Source organism: Sorangium sp. So ce363 (genome assembly GCF_051520435.1).
GTDB lineage: Bacteria > Myxococcota_A > Polyangia > Polyangiales > Polyangiaceae > Sorangium > Sorangium cellulosum_B.
In genome coordinates, this window is record NZ_CP150333.1 from 3,634,743 (window position 1) to 3,659,036 (window position 24,294).

Sequence of the window (24,294 nt, forward strand, 5' to 3'; positions counted from 1 at the left end):
GTCCTGGAACCGCACAGCTGCCCGGCGCCTGGGTGATCGGGCGTGGTCACGAGCAAGTAGTCGGGCGGGCGGGCTTCCTTGGAGGGCTGGACCGGGTGCTGTCCAGAGGAACTGTCGAATGGGCTTCTGGGACAAGCTGAAGTCGATGCTCGGCCTTGGCGGGGCCGAGCAGAGGGAGCGAGCGCCGGACGGGACCGAGGCCGAGCTGGCGGGCGGCGGTGGCGCCGGGGCCGCGCCTGCGCAGGTCCAGGTGGCCCGGGCGGCGAAGCCGGCCGCCCGCGCGGGGCAGCCCCGCGCCGCGGCGGCGGGCGCGAAGCCGCGCCCCGCGGACCCCTACGACGCCGGCGGGATCCTCGGCCTCTCCGCGGACGAGCTGCGCAGGCGCGCGCTCAAGATCAACCCGCGCCTGACGGCCTGGATCGGCCGCGTGGACACGATCCCGCCGCAGAGCGACGAGCGCACCGCCCTCATCGATCGGGGCCTCGTCCTGCGCGGCCTGCTCACCGAGGCGCAGCTCGCCGAGATCCACCGCGTCGGCGATCTCTGGCTCAGGCACAAGGACGCCGCGGCGCTCGCCGGCACCGTCGCGGCGCGCTCGGCCGACGAGGCGATCGAGCGGCTCAAGCGCGAGAAGCTCGCCCGCAAGGAGGAGAAGCGGCGCCAGAGCGCCGAGCGCAAGCGGCAGCGCGCCGAGGCGATCGCGCGCCGCCGGGCCGAGGACATCATCTTCCTGGGCACCGACGTCTCGGCGGGCCTGGCGGACCGGCGATCGCACGTCGAGTCGCTCGCCCAGCGCGGGCTGCCCGTGCTGTCCACCCCGGCCGACCTGGCCGCGGCCCTCGGCGTCGCCGTCCCGCGCCTGCGCTGGCTCTGCTTTCACGGCGAGGCGGTCGAGCGCCCTCACTACGTGTACTTCGACGTCCCGAAGCGCTCGGGCGGGACGAGGCAGCTCGCGGCGCCCCACGCATCCCTGGCCGCGGCGCAGGCGTGGGTCCTGCGCGAGATCCTGGAGAAGCTGCCCGTCGAGGCGCCCGCGCACGGCTTCGTGAAGGGCCGCTCCACGCTCACCAACGCGCGCCCGCACACGCGCCGCGACGTGGTCGTGAACCTCGACCTGTCCGAGTTCTTCCCGACCATCACGTTCCCGCGGGTGCGCGGCGTCTTCCATCGGCTCGGCTACTCCCCGGCGGTGGCCACGCTCCTCGCCCTGCTCTGCACCGAGCCGCCGCGGCGTCCTGTCGAGTACGACGGGCAGCGCTACTGGGTCGCGGTCGGCGATCGCGCGCTGCCGCAGGGCGCGTGCACGAGCCCGGCGATCTCGAACCAGGTCGCGCGGAAGCTCGATCGCCGCCTCGCCGGCATGTGCGCCCGCGCGGGCTTCACCTACACACGGTACGCGGACGACCTCACCTTCTCGGCGCCCCCGGGCAAGCGCGGCGATATTGCAATGCTGCTCGCCCGCGTCCGCCACATCGTCGAGGAGGAGGGCTTCGCCATCAATCCGGCGAAGGGTCGTATCCAGCGCGCCGGCGGTCGGCAGGTGGTGACGGGCGTCGTGGTCAACGACAAGCCCTCGGCGCCGCGCGAGGAGGTGCGCCGCCTGCGCGCGATCCTCCACGCGGCGAAGAAGACCGGCCTCGCCGCCCAGAACCGCCGGGGCGTGCCGGACTTCGAGGCGCACCTGCGCGGCAGGATCGCCTATGTGCAGATGATCGACCGCGAGAGGGCCGCGCCGCTGCTCGCGGCCCTCGACGCGCTCACGGGGTGAACGCGGGGCGCATCTTCGTGCGCTGCGAGCTCCGCCGCATCGTTCGGCTCGCTGCGGGGTACTTTCGTACGCCTCACTCGCCTGCCTGGTGCTCGGCAGGCCTCGTCCGCGAGCGCTCGATCATCACGACTTGGACTCGACTCGTCCGAGCGGCTTGGCAGCGCCCGCCAGCGCGCTTTGTGCGTCCCGCCAGGCGGGGTCTCCGGGGTAGAGCGCGGTGTGGAGGTAGGCCCGCGTGAGGAGCTGGACGGCAGCCACGCGCTCGGGGTTCTCGTCGGTGGTCTCGGCGAGGTCGTAGCCCGCCACGCCCCCTAGCCCGTGCCCTGCGTCGACCAGCATGAGCAGCGACTTGGGGCCTGGGGAGAGGAAGTAGGGATCAGCGTGCCAGGCGGCGCCTGCGGTCGTCAGGTGGGGAGAGCCGTCTTTATCGCCGGCGACCACGAGCGCGGGCGTCGTCATGGTGGAAAAATCGATGTTCGCGAAGAATGGGTAGTTCTCTGCTGCATACTTGCTGAGGGCGTCGCCTCGGCCGGGCGCGGCGAGCAGCACGCCCGCCTTGATCCGCGGCTCGGCGACGCTCACCTCGCTTCCGTCGTGGGGGTCCACGTGGCGCGCGCCGAGCAGCACGCTCGCGGTGTGCCCGCCCATCGAGTGGCCGAGGACCGCCACCTTGCTTCGATCCACACGCCCGGCGATCGCAGGGACGGCGCGCTCGATCGCGTCGAGCTGGCCAAGGATGCGGCTCATGTCCTCGGCGCGCGCGCGCCAGAAGAGAGGCGCATCGGGGTGGTCCGAGCCTCTGAAGGGCAGCGTCTTCGAGTCGAGATGCGTCGGCTGGATCACGACGAAGCCGTGCGCCGCGAAGTAATTGGCGAGCGGGGCGTAGCCGTGGAGCGACGAGACGAAGTTGGAGGGGCCGTGGCCGTGCGAGAGCAGCAGGATGGGCAGCTCGCTTCCGGTCACGGGCGCGGAGACGCGCACCTGGAGATCGACGGGGCGGCCGGGAGCGGGCAGCACGATGGGGTGGATCGAGAAGACCTGCGCGGGTGCGCTGGAGGCGTTCGCTGCGGGAGTCGGTTGGCTCATGATGTGGAGTTCCTTTCGGGGGCTCGGCCCCGCTCATCGCCTTGGTAGCTCCCTCCACCGCTCTCTCATTGGAAGGACCGGACATTTTCGGAGCGCTCGCTCCGCGTCGGCTTGAACGATCGCGGCCGGCGCGCGACACTGCGACGGTGCTGCACACGACGGACACCGCGGCGACGTTCTCGCTCTCGCGCTTCGTCGAGGGCGTTCACTCGCTCCTGCCGGTGGGTGGGCACACACGTCATGAACGGCTGCCCGACGGACGAACGATGCTCGTCTTCCGCGCGCTCGAGGAAGGCCGGAGAGGCGACGTGTGCGTCGCGGGGCCGCGCACGCGCGCGCTGTTCAAGAACGCCGGCGGCGTGGCGCGGGCGATCAGCATCCAGTTCAAGCCAGGCTGGTCGGCGCCGCTCCTCGGCGTGGCCGCGAACGTACTGACGGATCGGATCGTCCCGCTGGAAGACATCTGGGGCCGCCCGGGCGGCGATCTCTGCGACGAGCTGCTCGCGGCGCGCAGCCTGCCGGAGCTCCTCGACCGAGTGTCTTGCGCCATCGCCCTTCGTGCCCGCCAGACGTTCGAATCGGCATCGGCGCGGCTCGCGCGCCGCGCGGTTCGCTTGCTCGAAGGAGGCGAGGTTCGGGTGGAGAGCGTGGCGGAGCGGCTGGGCGTCACGGCGCGGCATCTCCGCCGTGCCTTCACCGAGAGCGTCGGCGTCTCGCCGAAGGATTTCGCGCGCACCGTTCGCCTGCAGCGTGCGGTGCGGATGGCAGCGACCTCGAAGGACTGGGCGCGTATCGCGAGAGACGCGGGCTATTACGACCAGGCGCACCTCATCACCGACTTCCGGGAGCTCGTCGGGCTCACGCCGGGCGCCTTCGTGAAGAGGGCGAGCGCCAGGGACTCGACGACGGCGTCACGACGCTCACGGAGCTAGCGGCCGGGCAGCATCTCGGCTCCGTGCGGGCCATCGCCCTCTGTTCCCTGCTGCCTGTCCGGAGACCTCGCAGGCCCGGCTCCCAAAGTGGCACCTTGAACCAGAACAGGTATCAACGGCGGATATCCACCCACGCCGTCCGGCGAGATTCGTCCAGCCGCGAAGCGGCTTCGTGGTACCATCCAGGACACATTCGTGGCGGGGGCATGCCACGACGTGGCTGTTGACCGCGCCTGACAGCGCCAGAGCACGTCTGACGTCAAGGGGAGTGATGCTGACGATCTCGGGGTATCAAGCGACCGACACGATCTACGAGAGCGGCAGCTCGCGCGTCTACCGGGGCCAGCGCGCCGGAGACGGGCGCGCCGTGATCCTCAAGCTGCTGCGCTCGGACTATCCCAGCCAGACGGAGCTCACGCGCTACCGGCATGAATACGCGGTGCTCAGCAATCTGGATGCGCCGGGCGTCGTCCGGGCGCTCGACCTGCGCAGGCACGAGAACGGGCTCCTCCTCGTCCTCGAGGATTTCGGCGGCCGCTCGCTGGCGCACCACCTCCACCACCTCCAGCGCCGCCCGTTCGACGCCGCGGACTTCGTCCGGCTTGCGATCCAGATCACGCGCGCCCTTCGCGAAGTCCACAGAAGCGGAATTATACACAAGGATATCAATCCGTCCAATATCGTAGCCAACCGCGAGACGGGTGTTGCCAAGATCATCGACTTTGGCATCTCGACGCGGCTTTCACGGGAAGAGCTCTCGATCAAGAGCCCCGCGGTGCTCGAGGGGACCCTCGCCTACATCTCTCCCGAGCAGACCGGCCGCATGAACCGGTCCCTCGACCATCGCACCGATTTCTACTCGCTCGGCGCCACCTTCTACGAGCTCCTCACGGGCGCGCCGCCCTTCAGCGCGACGGACGCCATGGAGCTCGTTCACTGCCACGTCGCGCGCGATCCCGCCCCGCCGCGCGCGCGCTGTCCGGGCGTGCCGGAGGTCCTGTCGGACCTCGTGATGAAGCTCATGGCGAAGGCGGCCGAGGGCCGTTACCAGAGCGCGGCGGGCCTCCTTCACGACCTGGAGGAGTGCGAGCGGCGCCTCGCGGCCACGGGCGAGATCGCCCCGTTCCCGCTGGGCCGCGCCGACGCCTCCGGCGAGCTCCGCATCCCGCAGCAGCTCTACGGGCGCGAGCGCGAGGTGCAGGCGCTGATCGAGGCGTTCGAGCGCGCGGCGCGGGGCGGCGCCGAGCTGATGCTCATCGCCGGGTACTCGGGGATCGGCAAGTCCGCGCTGGCGCACGAGCTGTACAAGCCCATCACCGAGGCGCGCGGGTACTTCGTCGCGGGCAAGTACGACCAGCTCCAGCGAAGCACCCCGTACACCGCGATCACCAGCGCGTTCCGCGACCTGGTGCGGCAGATCGTCGCCGAGCCCGAGGCGCAGTTCGCGCTCTGGCGCTCGAAGATCAAGGCCGCGCTCGGGGCGAACGGGCAGGTCCTCGTCGACGTGATCCCGGAGATCGAGCGCATCGTGGGCGACCAGCCGGCCGTCCAGGCGCTGGGGCCCGCCGAGTCCCAGAACCGCTTCGTGCGCGTCCTCCAGAACTTCGTCCGCGTGTTCTGCGACGCCGAGCGCCCGCTGGCCATCTTCCTCGACGACCTGCAGTGGGCCGACGCGGCGTCCCTCAGGGTCATCGAGCTCTTGATGACCGACGCGAAGCTGCGCGGCCTGCTCGTGATCGGCGCCTACCGCGACAACGAGGTGGGGGCCGCGCACCCGCTCTCGGCCGCGATCGCCGCGCTGCGACGGGAAGGGGCGGTCGGCCGGGTGCGCGAGATCTCCCCGGGGCCGCTCGGCGCCGAGATGGTCTGCCGGATGCTCGCCGACGCGCTGCGCGCGGACGCAGCGGCGGTCATGCCGCTCGCGGCGCTGGTCACGCGGAAGACGGGCGGCAACCCGTTCTTCGTCAACGAGTTCCTCCGCACGCTGCACCACACCGGGTGTTTGCGGTACGACGCCGGGCTCGCGGCGTGGACGTGGGATGTCGAGCACATCGAGTCCAGGAACATCACGGACAACGTCGTCGATCTGATGATCGGCAAGCTGCGGGAGCTCCCCGCGGACACGCAGCGAGCGCTCATGTCGGCGTCCTGCCTCGGCAACCGCTTCGACCTGGGCAGGCTCGCGGTCATCCGCGAGGAGACCCGCGCCGATGCCTACCGGCACCTCGCGCCCGCGCTGCAGGAGGGCCTCATCGTCCCGCTCTCCCCGATGGAGCCCGCGGCGCCCGACGATCTCGCCGCGCCGCTCGTCTTCCCGGACTACAGGTTCCTCCACGATCGGGTCCAGCAGGCCGCGTACGCCATGATCGAGGACGGCGAGCGCAGCGGCCTCCACGCCGACATCGGCCGGCTGCTCCTGCAGAGCCTGGGCGGGCGCGCCCCCGAGGAGAAGGTCTTCGACGTCGTCTACCACCTGAACCGCGGCGCCGACCTGCTGAGCGACGCCGCGGAGCAGCGGCGCCTCGCGGAGCTGAACCTCCTCGCGGGCCGGCGCGCGCTGCTCTCCGCCGCCTTCGACGCGGCGCGCGGCTACTTCGCCCGAGGCCTCTCGCTGCTGCCCGCGAGCGCCTGGCAGAGCGATCCTGCGCTGATGAGCGCGCTCCACGTCGGCGCGGCCGAGGCGGCGTGCATGAACGCCGACTGGGGCGCGATGAAGGAGCTCGTCGACGCCGCCCTGTGCGAGATCCACGACGTCATGAACAGGAGCAAGCTCTACGAGCTCCTGATCCTCTATCACCACACCCAGGCGGAGTTCCGGAAGGCCGTGGACATCGCCGTGGAGGCGCTCGCGCAGCTCGGCGAGACGTTCCCGGCGAGCCCCGGCATGCAGGATTTCCTCGACGCCTACACGAAGACGACGAAGCAGGTCGCCGAGATCGGCCTCGAGCGCCTCGGCCGGCTCGCCCCGATGACGGAGGCCCCGAAGCAAGCCGCGCTCGTGATCCTCCGGCGCGCGATCCATGCGTCGTATTTCGCCGCGCCGGAGATGCTCGGGCTCTTCATCTGCCGCGCGCTCGACCTGACGATGGATCACGGCGAGTCGCCGCTCTCGTCCTATGCGTTCGCGGCGTTCAGCGTGCTCGTCAACGCCGGCGTGGGCGACATCGCGACGGGATCCCGGTTCGGCGAGCTTTCGATCGCGGTGCACCGGCGCCGGGACGAGCCGTTCTACAAGGCGAGCGTCTACAACTTCTATTACGGGCTCTCGCGGCACTTCTACCGTCCGGCCCGCGAGAGCCAGGCGCCGCTCATCGAAGGGTACCTGAGCTACGCCGAGAACGGCGACGCCGAGAGCGCCGCGTACTGCCTGATCAACGCCTTCGTCTGCGGCGCCGTCTCCGGGCAGAACCTCCTCGACCTCGAGGCGATGTTCGACAGGCACATCGAGGAGGTGTTCAGGTTCAAGCAGGAGCAGGTCATCAACCAGCTCAGCGTGTGGCGGCAGGCCATCCGGAACCTCACCGGCAGGTCCGAGCACGCGGCGAAGATCAAGGGAGAGTTCTTCGACGCCGAGCAGGCGCTCCCCGGCCTCTACGCGACGAAGAACTTCAACACCGTCAATTATATCCATACGGCGCAGGCCATGCTCTATTTCGTGTTCGGTGAATACGAGCTCGCCTACAAGCACGCCGCCGAGACGGAGCCGACCCTCGGCGCGAGCACGGGCAAGGTGTTCACGCCGCTGCACACCTTCTATTACTCCCTTGCCATGACCGCGCTCTACCCGGCGGCCTCGCCGGAGGACAAGGCGCGCTACCGCGCGAAGCTGTCGGAGAACCAGGCGAAGCTCAAGGCGCTGTCCGGGACGTGCGCCAGCAACTTCCTGCACCGGTACCTGCTCGTGGAGGCCGAGCTCGCGCGGATCGACGGCCGCGCGGCCGAGGCGCTGGACCTGTACGACCGCGCCATCGCGTCCGCCTCGGAGCACGACTACGTGAACGAGGCCGCGGTGGCCTGCGAGCTGGCGGGGCGGTTCTGGCTCGCGCAGGGGAAAGAGAAGCTCGCGCGCGTGTACCTCGCGGACGCGAGTTACCACTACGACCTCTGGGGCGCCGTCCGCAAGGCGCAGGACCTGGAGGAGCGGTATCCACAGCTCGCCGCGCGCGAGGCGCACCCTCCGCGGTCCTCGGAGATCGCGCCCTCACGGACGTTCGTCACGACGACCTCGCTCGGCGCATCGCGCCTCGACCTCAGGACGGTCCTGAAGGCGGCGCAGGCGATCTCCGGGGAGATCGTGCTCGACAGGCTCCTCGCCAAGCTCATGTCGGTCGCCATGGAGAACGCCGGCGCCCAGCGCGGCTGCCTCGTCCTCCGGGACAGCGACGGCCTGCGGATCGAGGCCGAGGTCGACTGGACGGACGGCCGCGACGAACCGCGCTTCCCGGGGCTGCCCCTCGACAAGGCCGCGGCGCACGAACGCCCGCTCCTCTGGGCCGCGATCGTGCAGTACGTCGCGCGGACGGGACAGTGCGTCGTCCTCTCCGACGCATCGACAGATCGGCAGTTCCAGCGCGACGACTACGTCGCTCAGCGCTGCCCGAGGTCGGTCCTGTGCACGCCCATCACCCACCATAACGGCCTTTACGGGGCCATCTACCTCGAGAACAACACGGCGACCGGGACGTTCACCCAGGATCGGCTGGAGCTCCTCTCGATGCTGTCCTCGCAGATGGCGATCTCCATCGAGAACGCGAAGCTCTACACGGGCGTGGAGCAGAAGGTCCGCGAGCGCACGGCGGAGCTCGAGCAGGCCCACGCGACGATCGTCCGCCTGGAGCGGGAGGCGGTCGAGAACCAGATGGCGGGCGGCTTCGCGCACGAGATGCGCAACGCCCTCTCGGGGGCCGCCATGGTGCTCGAGTCGGTGACCCAGGGCGGCGAGACGCTGTGCGCGAAGAACGCGGCCCGGCTCGGCGAGCTGTTCGACTTGCTCAAGGGCGATATCCCGGAGGGCAAGCTCAAGGCGGCCATCGCCCATCTGGGCGACATCGAGGAGGCCGAGGAGACGCTCGACAGCGTGCTCCGGATGGTGGGCGACTGCACGGAGCGCGCGCTGAGCGTCACGAACAGGATCCTGGAGTACTCGAAGCTCGGCGTCGCGCTCGCCGGCAACGAGGTCGTGAGCCTCCGCCGCGTCATCGAGTCCGTCGCGGCGCGGCACCGCGACGAGTTCGCGCGCCAGGGCGTGTCGGTCGAGCTCGATCTCCGGGGCGGCTCGGCGGTCGTCGGGTACGAGTCGCACTTCGACTCCATCGTGAGCAACATCGTCCTGAACGCGCGCGACGCGCTGCTCCTGGTCGGCGACGGCCGCGGCCGGCGGATGCGGGTCGAGACGGTCGACGAGGGGGAGCTCCAGGTCCTCACCATCAGCGATAACGCCGACGGGATCTCGTCCGACGACCTCTCGAAGATCTTCCAGCCGTTCTTCTCGACGAAGCCGACGACCGGCGTGGGCCTGGGGCTCAGCTTCGTCTCCCGCCTCGTCGCGATGTACCGCGGGACGATCGACGTCGAGAGCGCCGCGGAGCGCGGAACGACGTTCGTCGTCCGGCTTCCGCGCGCGGTGCCCCACCAACAGCCGCAACGGCCGCAGCCGGCCGGCGCGCCCGCCGGCCGGATCGATCTCAACCTCTCCGGGAATTGAAAGGAGGCGCCAAGATGACATCGGCGAAATTCACCAGGCGCTTCCGCGAAGCTTCGGACGAGGCGCCGAAGGAGCCTGACAAAGAGCGGGCGATCGTGGTCGTGATCGACGACGACCCGCGGATGCGGTCTGCGCTCGAGTTCACGCTGCGGCGTGATTACGACGTGCGCCTGTACGCGAGCGCGCAGGAGGGCATCGCCGCCATGACGGAGATGGTCAGCCTGGTCATCCTGGATATCCGCATGCCGGGCATCGACGGCCTCACTGCCTACCTGAAGATCAAGGCGCTGTTCCCGAAGGTGCCGATCATCTTCTACACCGCGTTCCAGGACATCCTGGAGAAGCAAGACCTGCTCTCGACCCACAAGGCGTTCGGCTATTTCGACAAGAATGGCGACGTGTCGGGGCTCATCGCGGCCGTCGAGAAGGCCGTCCAGCATCACAGCCTGGTCTCCAGCATGGCGAGCGCGCAGAAGCTCGTGCGCGGGATCATGCCCCCGGACGCGAGCTGATCAGTCGCTCGCGTGCCGCCGCGCGCGCGGCAGCTCGACCGTGAACCTCGCGCCCTCGCCCAGGCGGCTCTCCACGCGGACCGCCCCGCCCATCGCCTCCGCCGCCTCGCGCACGATCCACAGCCCGAGCCCGAACCCGCTGTAATGGCGGGACGTCGTCGCCCGCTGAAAGCAGCGGAAGATCCGCTCGTGATCGGCCGCCGCGATGCCGATCCCGCGGTCGCGGACGGTGAGGCGCGCCATGTCGCCGGACGCCTCGAGCGCCACGTCGACGGGCTTGCCGCCGCCGTACTTGGACGCGTTGGAGAGCAGGTTGGTGATGATCTGCTCGAGCCGCACCGGGTCCCAGTGGCCGCGGAGGGCGCTCGGCGCGTCGACGGTGACCGGGCACGCCGCGCGCCGGAGCAGCGCCGCGTGTCCGTCCAGGATGTCCCGGAGGAACGCGCTGAGGTCGACCTCCTCCGGCGCCACCGTCATCGGCGCCGCCGTGATCTGCGAGATGTCGAGGAGCTCCTCGACGAGCCGGTGCAGCCTTTCGAGCAGCGCCTCCACGGCCTCGAGCTTCGGGATCACCTCCTCGGCGGCCGGCGGCGGCCCGCCGGCCCTCCGGTACATGCGCAGGAGCGCCTGCACCCGGAGCATCACCGGGGTGAGGGGCGTCTTGAGCTCGTGCGACGCGATGGTCAAGAACTCCTGGCGCGTCTCCTCGACGTGCTTCCGGTCCGTGATGTCCTCCGCGATGACGATGAAGTAGGCAGGCGCCCCGGAGGTGTGACGGACCAGCGAGACCGTGACCTTCGCCCAGACCAGCTCGCCGCCCTTCCGGACATAACGCTTCTCACGCGAGACCGTCTGGACCTCCCCCGACAAGATGCGGCGCACGTTCTCGATGTCGGTGGGCAGATCCGGCGGATAGGTGATCTGCTGGAACGTGAGACCGGTCATCTCTGCATGGGAGTAACCCACGAGATCGCAGAATTTCTCGTTCAGCCGGAGCCACCGGCCCTCGACCGACACCTGGCCGATGCCGACCGCGGCCTGGTTGAAGGTGGCGCGAAAGCGCTCCTCGCTCCTCCTCAGCTCCTCCTCGGAGCGCTTGCGCTCCGTGATGTCGTGGAACGACGTGACCACCGCGTACGGGATGGACTCGCTCGGGCGGAGCAACGGCTGCGAGTTGATGGAGATCCACGCCATCTCGCCCTCCGGCCGGTGGACCCCCATGATCACGTTCTTCTGCGGCGCCCCCGTGCGGAGCGTCACGATGGCCGGGTGCAGGTCGCCGTTGAAAGGAGCGCCGTCCTCGTGGACGGCCCTCCAGCGGGGATCGCGGCTCTCCCGTCCCGCCATCTCCGCGGACGTGAGCCCGAGGATGCGCTCGGCGCTCGCGTTGCACGCCTCGATCGAGCCGCTCGCGTCCTGGAGGACGATCCCCTCGTCGAGGGCGGCGATCACCGAACGATAGCGCTCCTCGCTCCTCCGGAGCGCCGCTTCCGTCGCCCTCCGCTCCGTGACGTCGGCGCAGATCATGAGCAGGGTGGCGACGCGGCCGCCGCGCAGGATGGGGCTGACCCTCACCTCGTAGAGCGCTACCTGGCCGTGCTCGCCGGGGATCGTGCACTCGCAGCTGTCGGACGCCCCCGACCGCACCACGCGCTCGACGCAGGAGCGGGCCGCCTCTCGCGTCTCCGGCGCGATGTGCTCGTAGACGCTCGTCCGCAGGAGGCTCGTCGAGCTCGCCCTCGGCAGCGCGCGGCCGGAGAGCAGGATCGTGCCGTCCGGGGAGAGCACCAGGATGCAATCGGATGCGCTGCCCAGGATCGCCTGCAGCAACGCCTCGGCGCCGCCGAGCTCGGCCAGCTGTCGCTTGAGCGCGTCGGCGGCGCCTTCTTCCGCGGATTTCCCCAGCGCAGCCACGCGCTATGCATTGTTACCAGAGGTCGCGGCCGCAACCGCGCAGGCGAGCTCGCGTCGGCTGACGGGGCCCGCGCGGGGCCCGCGTCGCCACCGTCTCCGGCATCGTTTCTTGGCGCGACGAGCGCGCCGGCGGGTGGCCAAATGCCGAGCGCGCCACTACGCAAACCTCCGGGCGACGACGACGATGCGGAGCACACGGGTGGACGGGGCTGGCTGCCGGCGCGCCGAGGGCGCCGCCGCGGCCGGGCAGGCCGAGGTGGCGCTGCGGGAGAGCGAGGCCCGCGATCGCGCGGCCAGCGCAGAAGCCGCCCGGCTGGAGGCCGAGGCGGCCGTCCGGCGGAGCGAGGAGCAGTATCGCCTCGTCAACCGCGCCACGAACGACGTGATCTGGGACTGGGATCTGGAGACGAACCGGGTCTACTGGAACGGAGCGGTCGTCCAGCATTTCGGCTGCACGCCGGAGGAGCTCGGCGACGGCCCCGAGGGCTGGTACGACCGCATCCACCCGGAGGACAGGGCGCGGGTATCCGAGGGGATCCGCGCGGCGATCGAGGGCAACGGGGAGAGCTGGACCGACGAGTACCGCTTTCGCAAGGGCGACGGCTCGTACGCGCCCTTCCTCGACCGCGGCTACATCGGCCGGAGCGCGAGCGGCGTGCCCACCCGCATGATCGGCTCGATGCTGGATCTGACCGAGCGCCACCGGGCCGAGGCGGCGCTGCGCGAGAGCGAGCTCTTTCACCGTCAGACCCTCGAATCGATCCCGGGCATGGTGTGGGCGACCCGGCCCGACGGCTACTGCGAGTTCTTCAGCGAGCAATGGGTCGAGTTCACCGGCGTGCCCGCCGAGCGGCAGTTCGGCGACCGGTGGCTCGAGGTCCTCCACCCGGACGATCGGGAGCGGGTCTTCGCCGCCTGGCGCGCCGCGGTCGGGGGGCTCGCCCCGTATGACCTGGAGTACCGCATCCGGTGGCGCGACGGCGGATACCAGTGGTTCAAGGTGCGCGGGCGGCCCATCCGCGGCGCCTCGGGCCGGATCGTCCGCTGGTTCGGGATCGCGATCAACATCCACGATCTCAAGCTGGCAGAGCAGGCGCTGCGGGACGCGGACCGACGGAAGGACGAGTTCCTGGCCATGCTCGCCCACGAGCTGCGCAACCCCCTCGCGCCCGTCCGCACGGCCGTCGCGATGCTCCGGAGGGTCGGAGCGGCGGATCCCGTGCAGCGGCGAGCCCGGGACGTGATCGATCGCCAGGTCACGCACATGGTCCGGTTGATCGACGACCTGCTCGACATCTCTCGCATCGCCCGCGGCCGGATCCAGCTCCGCAAGGCGCGCTGCGATCTCGTCAGCATCGTCCGCCAGACCGCCGAGGATTACCGGGCGAACCTCGAGGCCGACGGCGTGGCGCTCCGCGTGAGCGCGCCGGATGAGCCGCTCTGGGTCGAGGGCGACGACACCCGGCTGGCGCAGATGCTGGGCAATCTGCTGCAGAACGCCGGCAAGTTCACCGACGCGGGCGCGCGCGGGGGCGGGCGCGTGGGCGTGCGCGTCGAGGCGGGCCCTCCGGGGTCCGGGCGCGAAGGGGGCGTGTCTGGACAGGCCGTCATCACGGTCGAGGACAACGGCGTCGGGATGGATCCGGGGCTGCTATCGCGCATCTTCGATCCGTTCAGCCAGGCGGATCAGGGGCTGGCCCGGAGCAAGGGGGGGCTCGGGCTCGGCCTTGCGCTGGTGAAGGGGCTCGTCGAGCTCCACGGCGGGACGGTGGCGGCTCACAGCGAGGGGCCCGGCCGCGGCTCGGTGTTCACGCTGCGGCTGCCGCTCGCGGCGCCGGTCGCCCGGGACCTGTCGGCCGCCTCCGACGGGGAGGATGCCAGTCGCCAGGGGGTTCGCGTCCTCGTGATCGAGGACAACCACGACGCGGCCGAGAGCCTCGAGATGCTCTTGACCCTGAGCGGCTACGACGTGGAGACGGCGTTCGACGGCCCGACCGGCCTGACGGCGGCCCGGACGCGCCCTCCGGATGTGGTCCTGTGCGACCTCGGGTTGCCGGGCGGGATGGATGGGTACGACGTGGCCCGCGCCATCCGCGCCGAGCCGTCGCTCGCATCGACGCGCCTCGTCGCCCTGAGCGGCTACGGTCAGGACGAGGACCGGAGGAGATCGCGAGAGGCGGGCTTCGACAGGCACCTCGTCAAGCCAGCCGAGGACACCGCGCTGATGGAGGCCCTGTCGGCGGGGCGCCGCGAGCTGCGGAGCACGGCGAGCCCGCTCTCGCGCTGACCTGCGGCCCGCGCTCCGCCTGCCTCGCTCGCCCGCGGCGCCGCGCCCGGCGGCGTCCCGGAGGCCCCGGCGCGCGCAACCGCAGGCGAGCACGACCGGTGTACCATGACGCGATGGTGCAAGGGGCAACCCCACCATGGCAGGCAAAGCGACGCTGAGGGCGAACGATGAACGACAGGGAGCTCGAGGCCGCGCTGCGGCGTGATCCGACCGACGCGCAGGCCTGGCTCGCGTACGCTGAGACGTTGAGCGCGGCGGGTGATCCGCTGGCTGAGTTGATCGAATGGGAGCGGCGGGTAAGAGCCGACGAGGCGGGAGCGTGGCAAGCGCGGCGGAGGGCGCGGGACGAGCTGCGCGGGGCGTGGGGACTGAGCGACAAAGATGGGGTCGACGGCGAGTTCGAGTGGGGGTTGTTCAGGGTGCGTCGGGTGAGGAAAGATCATGCGGCGTGCCTGTGGCGTCTGACCCGAGTACGGTTGCTGGACGCGAGTTCGCTGGAGCTCGAGCAATTGCCGCGCGCTGAGCTAGAGGAGTGTCTGGCTGCGATCGAGTCGTTGAAGCCGCGACGGCTGCTGTTGTCCGATGCCTTGCTCGACGCAGAGGATGCGTTGACGCTGGCGCGAGCTCCCGCGGCGACGATGCTGCGGCAGCTCGTGTTGGAAGCGAGCGGCGCGAGCTTCGAGGGGGACGCCGTGATGGGGGAGTTTGCTCGCGTGCTGCCCAAGGAGGAGCTCGAGCAACTGGGGCTGTGGAATCTGCGGATCGGGGATGCCGGGCTGGAGGCTCTGCACGGCGCGGGTGCCTGGCCGCGATTGCGGCACCTGTCGTTGGGCTTCAACGAGCGGGTGTTGAGCGGGTCGCTGTGCACGCTGTTCGAGGGCGCATGCTGGCCTCGGTTGGACCGGCTGGCGCTCGGCTGCGGTGAGGTGGATGCCAGCATGATGCCGCGTCTGTCGGGTCTGCCGCTGGCGGCACGGCTGCGCTCGCTGAGCTTGTGGGGAACTCCGGCGGGCCCGGCGTTCTGGCGTGACCTGGCGGAGAGCGCGAGCTGGGCCTCGCTGCAGCGGCTGAACGTGGAGGAGAGTGACTTCGATGACGCGGCCGCGTACGCGTTGAGTCACGCTCGAGATCGGTCGCTCGAGCTGCTCATGTCATTCTTCACGCCGCTCGGCGCGGAGGCGGCGCTGTCGCTTCTGCGCGGCGAGGGGCTGCCGAACTTGCGGCTGCTGGCGAACATCACCTCCGCGACACCCGAGCAGACGGCGGCGCTGCGCGGCTTTGGTCAGCGGTTCACGCTGGGCAGTGTTCACGACTGCGGAACGCCTCAGTGGATCGTGCGCGATCACTTTCAGATGGATCAGTGGTAGTTTCTCCGGGGCCGCGTCGGGGTTGAGCCGCGTGACGAGGATCGTCTGGGCGCTCGACTGGGGGTTGCGGAGGCCGATTAGGAGGCGCCCTGCGCTCCCGCCGACGGGCGACGCCGCGAGACCCTCGATGGTTCGCGGCGGTCGCCTCGAGCGTGCTCAGCTCGCGCGCGCGAGGCCGACCGTGGCCGGGGCGCCGCTCTGGGCGAGGCGCTCGGCGAGGGCCTTGTCGTAGAGGGCCTGTTCGCTGGCCTTGTGGGCGGCCGTGAAGCGCACCAGGATCGCGCACACCGACGAGACGAGCGCGGCGAAGCCCAGCACCGCAAAGCAATCCTGGGTGTCGCCGACCGCCTTGAGCAGGAAACCCGCCGCGACCGCGCCGACGTTGCCGCCCGCTCCCACGATACCTGCGACGCCGCCGAGCGCCTTGCGATCGATGAAGGGCACGAGCGCGTAGGTGGCGCCGCAAGCCATGTGCGTGAAGAGCCCGAAGACGATCATCGCGAGCACCGCCATCCCCGCCGTCTGCATGCGGGAGAACCAGAGCAGGCCGAGCCCCTCGCCGACCATCAGCGCGAACAGGAGGGTCGTGCGGGCGTCCAGGCCCTTCCGGTGTGCCAGCCGATCGGAGAGCATGCCGCCCACGGCGCGGGCGAACAGCGCCAGGAGCCCGAAGCTACCCGCGGCCATGCCTGCGGTCTGAAGATCCAGCTTGAAGCGGTCCACGAAGTAGCTGGCGGCCACGTTGTGCACGAAGAGCTCGATCCCGAAGCAGGCCCCGTACGTGATGAACAACATCCAGGACCGGTAGTTGCCCATCGCCGCCTTGAAGATCGCCCATCCGCCCTTCTTCCCGCCCTCGATCTCGACGCCCGCCGCGCGAAGGTCCTTGTAGTTCCCTTGCGGGCAGTCCTGGGTGTACTTCCAGTAGAGGACCGCGACGACGAGCATGAGCGCGCCCGGCACCACCATCGCGAGGCGCCAGCCGAGCGATGAGCTGACACCCAGGCTCAGCACCGCCGCGAGCACCCAGGGCATGGTCGACTGCGTGACCCCCCCTCCGGCGTTGCCCCAGCCCGCGCTGGTGGCGTTCGCGGTGCCGACCACGTTGGGAGCGAACATGACGGACGTGTGATACTGCGTGATGACGAAGCTCGCGCCGATCATGCCGATCAGCAGCCTGAAGAACAGGAAGACCTCATAGCTCTGCGCGAGCGCGATCCCGAGCACGGGGATGGCGCCGAGCGCGAGCAAGCACGTGTAGGTCGCCCGCGGGCCGTACTTGTCGCAGAGCGGCCCGATCACCAGACGACCCGCCACCGTGATTCCCACCGCGGCGATGTTGATGTTGGCGATCTGCTCCTTGGTCAGCCCGAACTCGCCCTTGATGACCGGCATCAGCGGTGCCACCGCGAACCACGCGAAGAAGCAGGCGAAGAACGCCAGCCAGGTCAGGTGGAATGCGCGCATCGCTGGAGTTGACAGCGAAAATAGCTCGATCTTGGTCGCCTTGGTAGCCTGGGTCATGGGTCCTCGTAAGTTGCAAGTTCTGAAGGACCTCGCGGTGCGGCGATCGAGGCCTCAGGACGGATTCATAAAACAAGGACCGTAAATGGGTCGTAAATCGTATGTTTCCGGTCGATGTCGAGCCCAAAATAGGTTGCAGACCGTATGTTTCCGGTCGATGTCGGACGCCAGATGGGTTGTAGACCGTATGTTTCCGTTTGATGTCGGACGCCAGATGGGTTGTAGACCGTATGTTTCCGTTTGATGTCTGCGCCGTGCCCATCACGGCGCGCGAGGCGTGGTCAGGGCGCCTGCTGGTCAGCCATCGCGATCGGCGGACAGGCGTGCGCGAGGCGCGTCGGGCTCTCGCCTGCGTCGGACGCGCTCGTCTTGCTGGCGCCGCTCACGAGGTGTGCCGGGAGGATGCCGTCGCCACGCGGACGGCACGAGCGTGCCGTGGACCTGCGGAGGATCGCGCCCGCCGCCGCGGCCCTGCTCGGCGTCCCGCACCCCTCGGCATCCCCGCCCCCGCCGACTTCACGCGATCTGCCTTCGTCCTGACAGCCTTCGCGTCAAACAGTCGAGACACAGAGGCGAAAGCCGATCGTTGTATGTCGCGCGACCTCGTGGCTCCAGTTGCGGTACGCCGACTGGAGCCTGCTCTCGATGCTGCGCCAGCACCCGCCTCGCAGCGGGCGCACCCGCGTCGCGCCGCCCACGCACGGATCGCGGCCGAGGCGCATTCGTTCGAGGTGCGCGTCCGCGCGAAACGCGTCCAGGCACCAGCTCCAGACATTGCCGGCCATGTCGTGGCAACCAAGAGGGCTCGCGCCGGCCGGGTGCTCGCCTATCGGGCTCGGCCCGCCGCGATTCCAGTCCTCGGCGAAGCAGGCGCGCCGTTCGTCCGGGGAATCGTCTCCCCAGGGGTACCGCCGACCATCGAATCCGCGCGCGGCGAGCTCCCATTGCGCCTCCGTGGGCAACGTCCCACCGGCCCAGGCGCAATACCGCAGGGCTTCCGCGTAGCTCACGTTCACCACGGGCCGATCGGGCGCGTCGAGCTCTGCCCGGCCCGCGGAGGGCAGCGCCGAGGCGCCCGTCGCCTCGACGAAGACATTGTATTCGGCGCGGGTGACCGGGTGCGCGCCGAGCCAGAAAGGGGACAGCTCGACGCGATGCGGTGGGTTTGGCGCCTCGGACTCGAAGATCGGATCTTGGCCCATCGTGAAGGTGCCGCCAGGGATCCACACGAGGCCGGAGGGCGTCGAGCGTGGGGCTGTTGTCATGGCGTCCTGGAGCTCGCCGCCGAGCGTTGTGCTTCGAATGGCTCGATGGAAGGCCACATCGACGCGCGCCGGCAGCCGATACAATCCTCCGCGACCGGAATCCCAGCGTCGAGCAGCCTGCGCGCCGCCGAGAGCTCGAGCAGCCCGGATTGGAACCACACCAAAGACGGACGCAACACGAGCGCATCCTCGACGTGGGGCACGAAATCCTGGGGCTTGCAGAAGACGTTCAGCACGTCTTGCTGATTGACGCGGCGCAGTGAGCGTGAGTACGGTGACCGCATGCGTTTCATGGCGCATCTTTGCTCGGTTCTTCTCACGCTCGGGGCTGCGACGGGCTTCACGAACTCGGCCCGTGCAGACGGTATCCAGTCGAAGGCGAGACCGAGCAACGGATCGACGGTGAAGGACCTTGTTCGTCGTGGTCAGCGAGCGCGCGATGCCGGGCGGTGGACAGAGGCCTATGCCGCCTACAAGGCGGCCTTCGAGGCGGCAGACCCGGCATCCAGCACGGGGCTAGAGCGCGCGGAGATCGCCGGGGAGCTCGGGCTGTGCGAGCTCGCGCTGAACCGGCACCGTGACGCGGCCGAGCACCTGGCCTGGAGCCTTTCGCAGCTCGAGGCGCTCCCTTTGCCGCTGCAGCGAAGGTTCGAGGTCGGGCGACGCAAGGCGGAGTGGAACGTGACAGTGCTGCGTCTGAACGTGGATCCGCCGGACGCCGAGGTGCTCGTCGACGGCAAGCCGATCGGCCGGTCCGCGCGGACTTACGTGCTCTTCTTGGAGCCGGGCGAACACATGGTGTGGGCCCGAGCGCCCGGCTGTGAAAACGCGCTCCATATCGTCGGCGCCGTGGCAGGCGCGAAGCACGAGATCGTGATGCATTTGCCGCGCACGTCGGCGAGCGCGTCGGCGAGTGATGCCGAGGAGGGCGCGCCGGTGTCACCGAACGAAGCGCCGCGAGCCCCGAGCGCTCCGGCGGCTGTGCGGACGGGCTCCCCAGCCCATGGGCTCCCCAGCCCATGGGCCTCCTGGCCGGGGACGGCGCGGATCGTCGGTATCGCCGTGTCGACGGCGACGGCAGCGGCCGGTGCGGTCTTTCTCCTGCGCGCTCACGTCGTTCATGGCGACCTGCGCGAGGGGGACGCCGCGCGCCGCGCGCGGGGATGGACGTCGCACACCTGCCGGGAAGCGAGCGCCCCCGCGGCGTGCGCCGGCATTCACGAACAGGTGAACGAGCGGGCTCTGTTCGCCACCCTCGGCAAGGTGTCGCTGGTGACGAGCGCCGTGTTCGGCGTGGCGACGGCGGCCTCCTTCTTCGCGGAGATCGCCGTCTTCGACGCAGGACCGAAGGCCGCTGGCGTCCGCGTCGTACCTACGGCGACGAGCGAACGGGCAGGGGTGCTTCTCGAGGGAGCGTGGTGAAGCGGGGCGAGGTCATGCGTTCCAGAGCTGGCGCCGTGGGTCGCGGTCGAGCGGTTCTCCGCTCGCTGGTGTCGATCGCGCTCGGTATGACCGGCGCGGCCGGCAACACGGGGTGCTACTCGGACAGCTGCGCGGACGACTACCTGTGCGAGGTTCCGCCGCCGGAGCCGTCTCCTTGTGATGGGGATCCGGCGAAGGCGGCGGCGCTCGACATGTGCGGCGTGTTCGTCGGCGAGCAGGGCGACGACGAGAGCGCTGGCACGAAGGATGCGCCAGTGAAGACGTTGCAACGTGCGATCCGGCTCGCCGCGAATGGGCGAGGGGGTGGTGAGGCGCCGACCCGGCGCGTGTACGCCTGCGGTGGGGTGTTCGAGGAGGCGATCTCGCTCCCCCAGGGAGTCGACCTCTGGGGCAGCCGCGTGTGTGCCGGCGGCGACTGGTCCTATGGAGGGCCGCTCGACGGGCAGAGTGCGCTGACCGTCATCGCGCCGCCCGTGGGGATCCCGGTGCGGGTCCTCGGGCGGGAAGGCGCGGTCATCGCGGGGGACGACGCGACGTCGGTGATCTTCGGCGTGCGCGCCGTGGCGGCGGACGCCTCCGCGCGCGACGGCAAGTCGTCGATCGCGATGATCCTGGAGCATGGGGCCAGGGCGATCGTGCGGAAGAGCGAGATCCTCGCAGGCGACGGCAAGGATGGAGAGCCGGGCGAGGACGCGCCGAGCTTCCGCGCGAATGCCGGCGTGCTGGGGAATGAAGGCGTGGACGCCTGCACGGCGAACGTGGCGCTGGGCGCGCTTCCGGTCGTGACGGTGTGCGACGATGGCATCGAGTCGACGGGTGGCCAGGGGGGCGATGGGGGCCTCGAGACGGGCGGCGATGGGACGCCAGGCCAGCCGGAACCGGTCGGGACTCCGGACAACCGCGGCCTGGCCGGCACCGGCGCGTCCGGCATGCCGTGCGGGGATGGAGGCCGCGGCGCAGACGGCGCCCCCGCGGAGCGCGCTGCGGGAGCGGTTGGCGCTGGCCTTCTGGGCGTCGACGGATGGGTCGGCGTCCGCGGTAAAGACGGGGAGAAGGGCGGCGTAGGCCAGGGCGGCGGCGGGGGTGGGGGCAGCTACTCGCGCAGCCGCACGTTCGCGTGTCCGGCTGGTCGGCCCCAGGCCGGTGCCGCCGGTGGATCAGGCGGCAGCGGCGGCTGCGGTGGCAAGGGCGGCCAGGGGGGCGGCTACGGCGGCGCGAGCATCGGGATCGTGGCCTTGCAGGGGAGCGACCTCACGGTCGATGCCAGCACGGTCCTCGGGGCCAAGGGCGGCGATGGCGGGGTCGGTGGAACGGGCCAGCCCGGCGGCGGCGGGTCATTCGGCGGCTACGGTGGAAGGCCCCCGGCGGGTTCAGGTGACATGTGGCCCGCGTGCCGCGGCGGCACCGGAGGCAAAGGCGGTCGCGGGGGCGATGCCGGTGGCGGGCACGGGGGCCACTCGCTCGGCATCGGCTCCTTGGGCGCCTCCGTGGCCATCTTGGAGCATGCGACGGTCTTGCCCGGACAAGCCGGCGAGGGAGGTATCGGCGGCAATGCAACCCTGGAAAGCGGGCTCGGCGAGGGGGAACGCGGGATTGCGCAGTTCTGGTACCGGTTCGATGCGCCAGCCCCGGAACCACCTCGATGAATCGCCCTGTGCTGGCGGCACCCGTCAGGAGACACACATGAAAAAGAGCACCGCGGCGGCCTTGGTCCTTCTGCTGTCCCCGTGGGCGACCGGCTGCGGAACTGCACCTGACGTGAACGACCCTGGCGTGACGCCTTGTGAAGGCACCTCCTGCGCGGACGAGCCGCCCCCGGAGTCGGTCTGCGTCGAGCACATCGCCGCCGACATCCTCGACGACGGCTGTGGCGTGTTCGTCGCCGGAAACTACGGCGGCGGCGACGACGGGAACCCCGGCACGAAGGCGAAGCCGGTGTTCACCGTCGAGCGCGGCGTCGAGCTCGCGCGCACTGGACGAGGGCGGGTGTTCATCTGCAATGACGGATTCGAGGTGCATCAGATCCTACTGCCCTCCGGCGTGGACCTCCTCGGAGGCTTCCACTGCCGGCGATGGGATCGCGACCCCCGAATCCCGCGGTCCACATTCTTTCACGCGCCGATCTTCGACCCCATGGTGATCGTCGAGCCGGCGGGCCCCGAGGACACGGGGGCCGCAGACGGGGTGTCGACGCTCGCCGATCTCAACCTCTGGGCGTTTGGCCCGCTCGGCGCGCTCGTTCAATCCAACACGGCGGTGGAGATCCTGCGCAGTGAGATCCTCGCAGACAGTGCGCTGGAAGGCACCGATGGCGAGGAGTGGCCTCGGTACAGCCCACCGGACGGACCGGATGGTACGTTCGCCAGGGACGCGTGCTCGGCGGCCGTCGTCGCCGGCGGGGATGCGGCCGTGAACCGGTGCGAGAGCGGACACACGAGCATCGGCGGCAAGGGAGGCGACGGGCTGCCCGACAGCGCCGAGGATGGAGCCGACGGCGAGCCCGCCTCCGTGCGGGACCCTTCGCCCGCGGGGCTTGGTGGTACCGGCGAGCTGGGCGGGGTCCTCTGTTACGACGGGTCCAACGGGGGCCCAGGGGCGCCGGGGACGCAGGGCGCACCCGGTGGGGGCATCGGGCGTCTCACCGAGACTGGGTGGGAAGGCGACACGGGGGGCGAGGGGACCTGGGGCACCCCGGGCCAGGGGGGCGGTGGCGGCGGCGGTCGCCGGGGCGGACTCGCCGTGTGCGGCGCGGCTTCCAAGGGAGGCGCGGGAGGAGGCTCGGGCGGGGCCGGCGGTTGCGGAGGCCGGGGGGGACGCGGGGGAGCGAACGGAAATCCAACCATCGGCGTCCTCGCGCTTCACGCCCGGGTGACCGTGCGCGACAGCGTGATCGAGACGGCCGCCGGCGGCCAAGGCGGTGACGGCGGGCCACCCCAGGAAGGCGGCCGAGGCGGCCGAGGCGCACCGGGCGCCGCCGAGGCGGACGTCTTTCAGGGCTGCCTGGGTGGCAGGGGTGGCCAAGGAGGGCCCGGCGGCTACGGCGGCCCCGGGCGCGGCGGCGACTCGATCGGCGTCGCCTACCTCGACGAGGATCAGCTCACGCTCGAGGGCGTCACCTTCGATATCGGACAGCCAGGCAAGGGCGGCACCAGCTGGAACCACGACGGCAGCACGACGGAGGGCGAGAGCGGCAACGCCGTCGAGACGTTTCGGTTTCCTGAATAGCGGGATTGAAGCTCACCGCGGCGAGCTCTCCGGCTCGGCCCAGGGAGCGTCGCCGCGGACCAGGACCGCCGGGTGCTCGCAGGAACGTCCGAGTCACACCGCCACGGCCCTCGGGCATTCGAGGCGGCGTCCACCTCTACCAGGCGCCGCGCGGTCTGCTCCGGGGTCATGCAGCGCGACCTCGTCGGCGATGTGCCCGAGCTCGGTCCGGTGGACAGGAGCGGCGCCGAGCTCGCCGACATGCGTCCGCCAGGTGCGCTATCCTCGCAGCGCCATGGAACGCTCACCCGACTGGCTCTCCCTATGCACCGACGCCATCGACCTGGCCGCGCAAGATGCAGAAGCCCTTGAGACCCACCTGCTGAAGAGCCCGAACGACGTCGAAGCACGCGTAAAGTTGCTCGGGTTCTATTTCAGGAACCAAGATGATGACGCCCGGCGCCGACGGATAGATCACGTTCGCTGGCTAATCGCTCATCACCCAGAAATCTGCCTGGCGGCGTTCGCGCGCATCGCTCCGCATGAATGCCCGGACGCGTACAATGAGGGAAAGCGCCTCTGGTTGAGCGCGGTGTCCAACCATCCCAACGATCCCGCTATTCTCAGGAATGCCGGGAGATTTCTTTCGATCGAAGATCGAGATTTGGCCGAAGAACTGTACAGGCGAGGAACCACAGTCGAACCGGATACGTCAGACTGGCGAGAGCTCCTGGGAGGGCTGTGCTTCCTTTCCAGCATTGGTGCCACATCGCGCGAAGAACGTGTGCGACTTGCACGAGAGGCGCTCGCGGAATACGAGGCGGCGCTCACGCTTGAGCGCTCTGCGCTTGGAGCGTTCGGAATTCTCATCGACATCGCAAGGGTGGCAGTCCTGTCCGAGAACTACGAACGGGCGACCGAAGCCGCAGAGCGACTGCTCTCCGATGCCACGGATCATGTGGACACATTTGAGTACGGAAATGCCATGCATTACGCACACGTCGTTCTAGGAAAGGTCGCGATGGCACGAAGCGATTCAACCAGCGCAGTAGAGCACCTCCAGGCCGCTGGTGAGGTCCGCGGCTCGCCGCAGCTTAACACATTTGGGCCCGATTTTGAGCTCGCATCCCAGTTGTTTTCCATCGGGCATCGGGGCGCTGTTCTATCCTACATCGACGGCTGCAAGAGGTTCTGGGAGAGCGGCGCATCAGTGCTTGAAAAATGGGTGCTCGCCATCGAGCGCGGCGAAACGCCAGATTTCTCTGAGCGCTGGGCGACCTGACCAACA

Annotated in this window: 15 protein-coding genes; 10 read left to right on the top strand and 5 right to left on the bottom strand. The window is 70.0% G+C overall.

Annotated elements, in window-relative coordinates; genetic code table 11:
• Window positions 1-118 precede the first annotated feature (118 nt).
• The gene (locus WMF12_RS13975) at window positions 119-1,768 is read left to right on the top strand and encodes a reverse transcriptase family protein (protein ID WP_437871837.1); all 1,650 of its coding nucleotides are present in this window, start codon (window positions 119-121) and stop codon (window positions 1,766-1,768) included.
• A gap of 123 nt (window positions 1,769-1,891) precedes the next feature.
• Here the strand turns inward: WMF12_RS13975 and WMF12_RS13980 are convergent, their stop codons facing one another.
• Complete coding sequence (locus tag WMF12_RS13980) at window positions 1,892-2,854, bottom strand: alpha/beta hydrolase family protein (protein WP_437871838.1); 963 nt, start codon at window positions 2,852-2,854, stop codon at window positions 1,892-1,894.
• 146 nt (window positions 2,855-3,000) lie between these two features.
• Between WMF12_RS13980 and WMF12_RS13985 the strand changes: the two genes are divergently transcribed.
• The 3 genes from WMF12_RS13985 to WMF12_RS13995 all read left to right on the top strand — a co-directional run bounded on the left by WMF12_RS13985 (window position 3,001) and on the right by WMF12_RS13995 (window position 10,002).
• Window positions 3,001-3,786, top strand: a complete 786-nt coding sequence (locus WMF12_RS13985) for a helix-turn-helix domain-containing protein (protein WP_437871840.1) — start codon at window positions 3,001-3,003, stop codon at window positions 3,784-3,786.
• 271 nt (window positions 3,787-4,057) lie between these two features.
• Window positions 4,058-9,490 carry a trifunctional serine/threonine-protein kinase/ATP-binding protein/sensor histidine kinase gene (locus WMF12_RS13990; RefSeq protein ID WP_437871843.1) on the top strand — a complete coding sequence of 1,811 codons (5,433 nt, stop codon included), beginning with the start codon at window positions 4,058-4,060 and terminating at the stop codon, window positions 9,488-9,490.
• A gap of 14 nt (window positions 9,491-9,504) precedes the next feature.
• Window positions 9,505-10,002 carry a response regulator gene (locus WMF12_RS13995; RefSeq protein ID WP_437871847.1) on the top strand — a complete coding sequence of 166 codons (498 nt, stop codon included), beginning with the start codon at window positions 9,505-9,507 and terminating at the stop codon, window positions 10,000-10,002.
• Here the strand turns inward: WMF12_RS13995 and WMF12_RS14000 are convergent, their stop codons facing one another.
• Complete coding sequence (locus WMF12_RS14000; protein WP_437871848.1) at window positions 10,003-11,916, bottom strand: PAS domain S-box protein; 1,914 nt, start codon at window positions 11,914-11,916, stop codon at window positions 10,003-10,005.
• A 184-nt stretch (window positions 11,917-12,100) separates the two neighbouring features.
• On the opposite strand from WMF12_RS14000, the gene WMF12_RS14005 reads away from it, so the two are divergent.
• Window positions 12,101-14,203, top strand: coding sequence for a hybrid sensor histidine kinase/response regulator (locus tag WMF12_RS14005; protein ID WP_437871852.1), 2,103 nt, complete (start codon window positions 12,101-12,103; stop codon window positions 14,201-14,203).
• A gap of 167 nt (window positions 14,204-14,370) precedes the next feature.
• Window positions 14,371-15,570 carry a hypothetical protein gene (locus tag WMF12_RS14010; RefSeq protein WP_437871862.1) on the top strand — a complete coding sequence of 400 codons (1,200 nt, stop codon included), beginning with the start codon at window positions 14,371-14,373 and terminating at the stop codon, window positions 15,568-15,570.
• A 156-nt stretch (window positions 15,571-15,726) separates the two neighbouring features.
• On the opposite strand, the gene WMF12_RS14015 is transcribed toward WMF12_RS14010, so the two are convergent.
• From WMF12_RS14015 to WMF12_RS14025, 3 genes are all read right to left on the bottom strand, one after another.
• On the bottom strand, window positions 15,727-17,094 hold the full coding sequence (locus WMF12_RS14015) for an MFS transporter (protein ID WP_437871865.1): 1,368 nt from the start codon (window positions 17,092-17,094) through the stop codon (window positions 15,727-15,729).
• Between the two features lie 551 nt (window positions 17,095-17,645).
• Window positions 17,646-18,359, bottom strand: a complete 714-nt coding sequence (locus WMF12_RS14020) for a formylglycine-generating enzyme family protein (RefSeq protein WP_437871870.1) — start codon at window positions 18,357-18,359, stop codon at window positions 17,646-17,648.
• A complete protein-coding gene (locus WMF12_RS14025) occupies window positions 18,356-18,652 on the bottom strand; it encodes a CoA-binding protein (protein ID WP_437871873.1) in 297 nt (98 codons plus the stop codon). Before WMF12_RS14025 ends, WMF12_RS14020 begins: the two co-directional genes overlap by 4 nt.
• 109 nt (window positions 18,653-18,761) lie before the next feature.
• Between WMF12_RS14025 and WMF12_RS14030 the strand changes: the two genes are divergently transcribed.
• From WMF12_RS14030 to WMF12_RS14045, 4 genes are all read left to right on the top strand, one after another.
• Window positions 18,762-19,781: a hypothetical protein gene (locus WMF12_RS14030; RefSeq protein WP_437871874.1), complete on the top strand. Its 1,020-nt coding sequence runs from the start codon at window positions 18,762-18,764 to the stop codon at window positions 19,779-19,781.
• Window positions 19,782-19,795: 14 nt separating this feature from the next.
• The gene (locus WMF12_RS14035; RefSeq protein WP_437871875.1) at window positions 19,796-21,448 is read left to right on the top strand and encodes a hypothetical protein; all 1,653 of its coding nucleotides are present in this window, start codon (window positions 19,796-19,798) and stop codon (window positions 21,446-21,448) included.
• Window positions 21,449-21,485: 37 nt separating this feature from the next.
• Window positions 21,486-23,027, top strand: a complete 1,542-nt coding sequence (locus WMF12_RS14040; protein ID WP_437871876.1) for a hypothetical protein — start codon at window positions 21,486-21,488, stop codon at window positions 23,025-23,027.
• Window positions 23,028-23,301: 274 nt separating this feature from the next.
• The gene (locus tag WMF12_RS14045) at window positions 23,302-24,288 is read left to right on the top strand and encodes a tetratricopeptide repeat protein (protein WP_437871878.1); all 987 of its coding nucleotides are present in this window, start codon (window positions 23,302-23,304) and stop codon (window positions 24,286-24,288) included.
• Window positions 24,289-24,294: the final 6 nt, after the last annotated feature.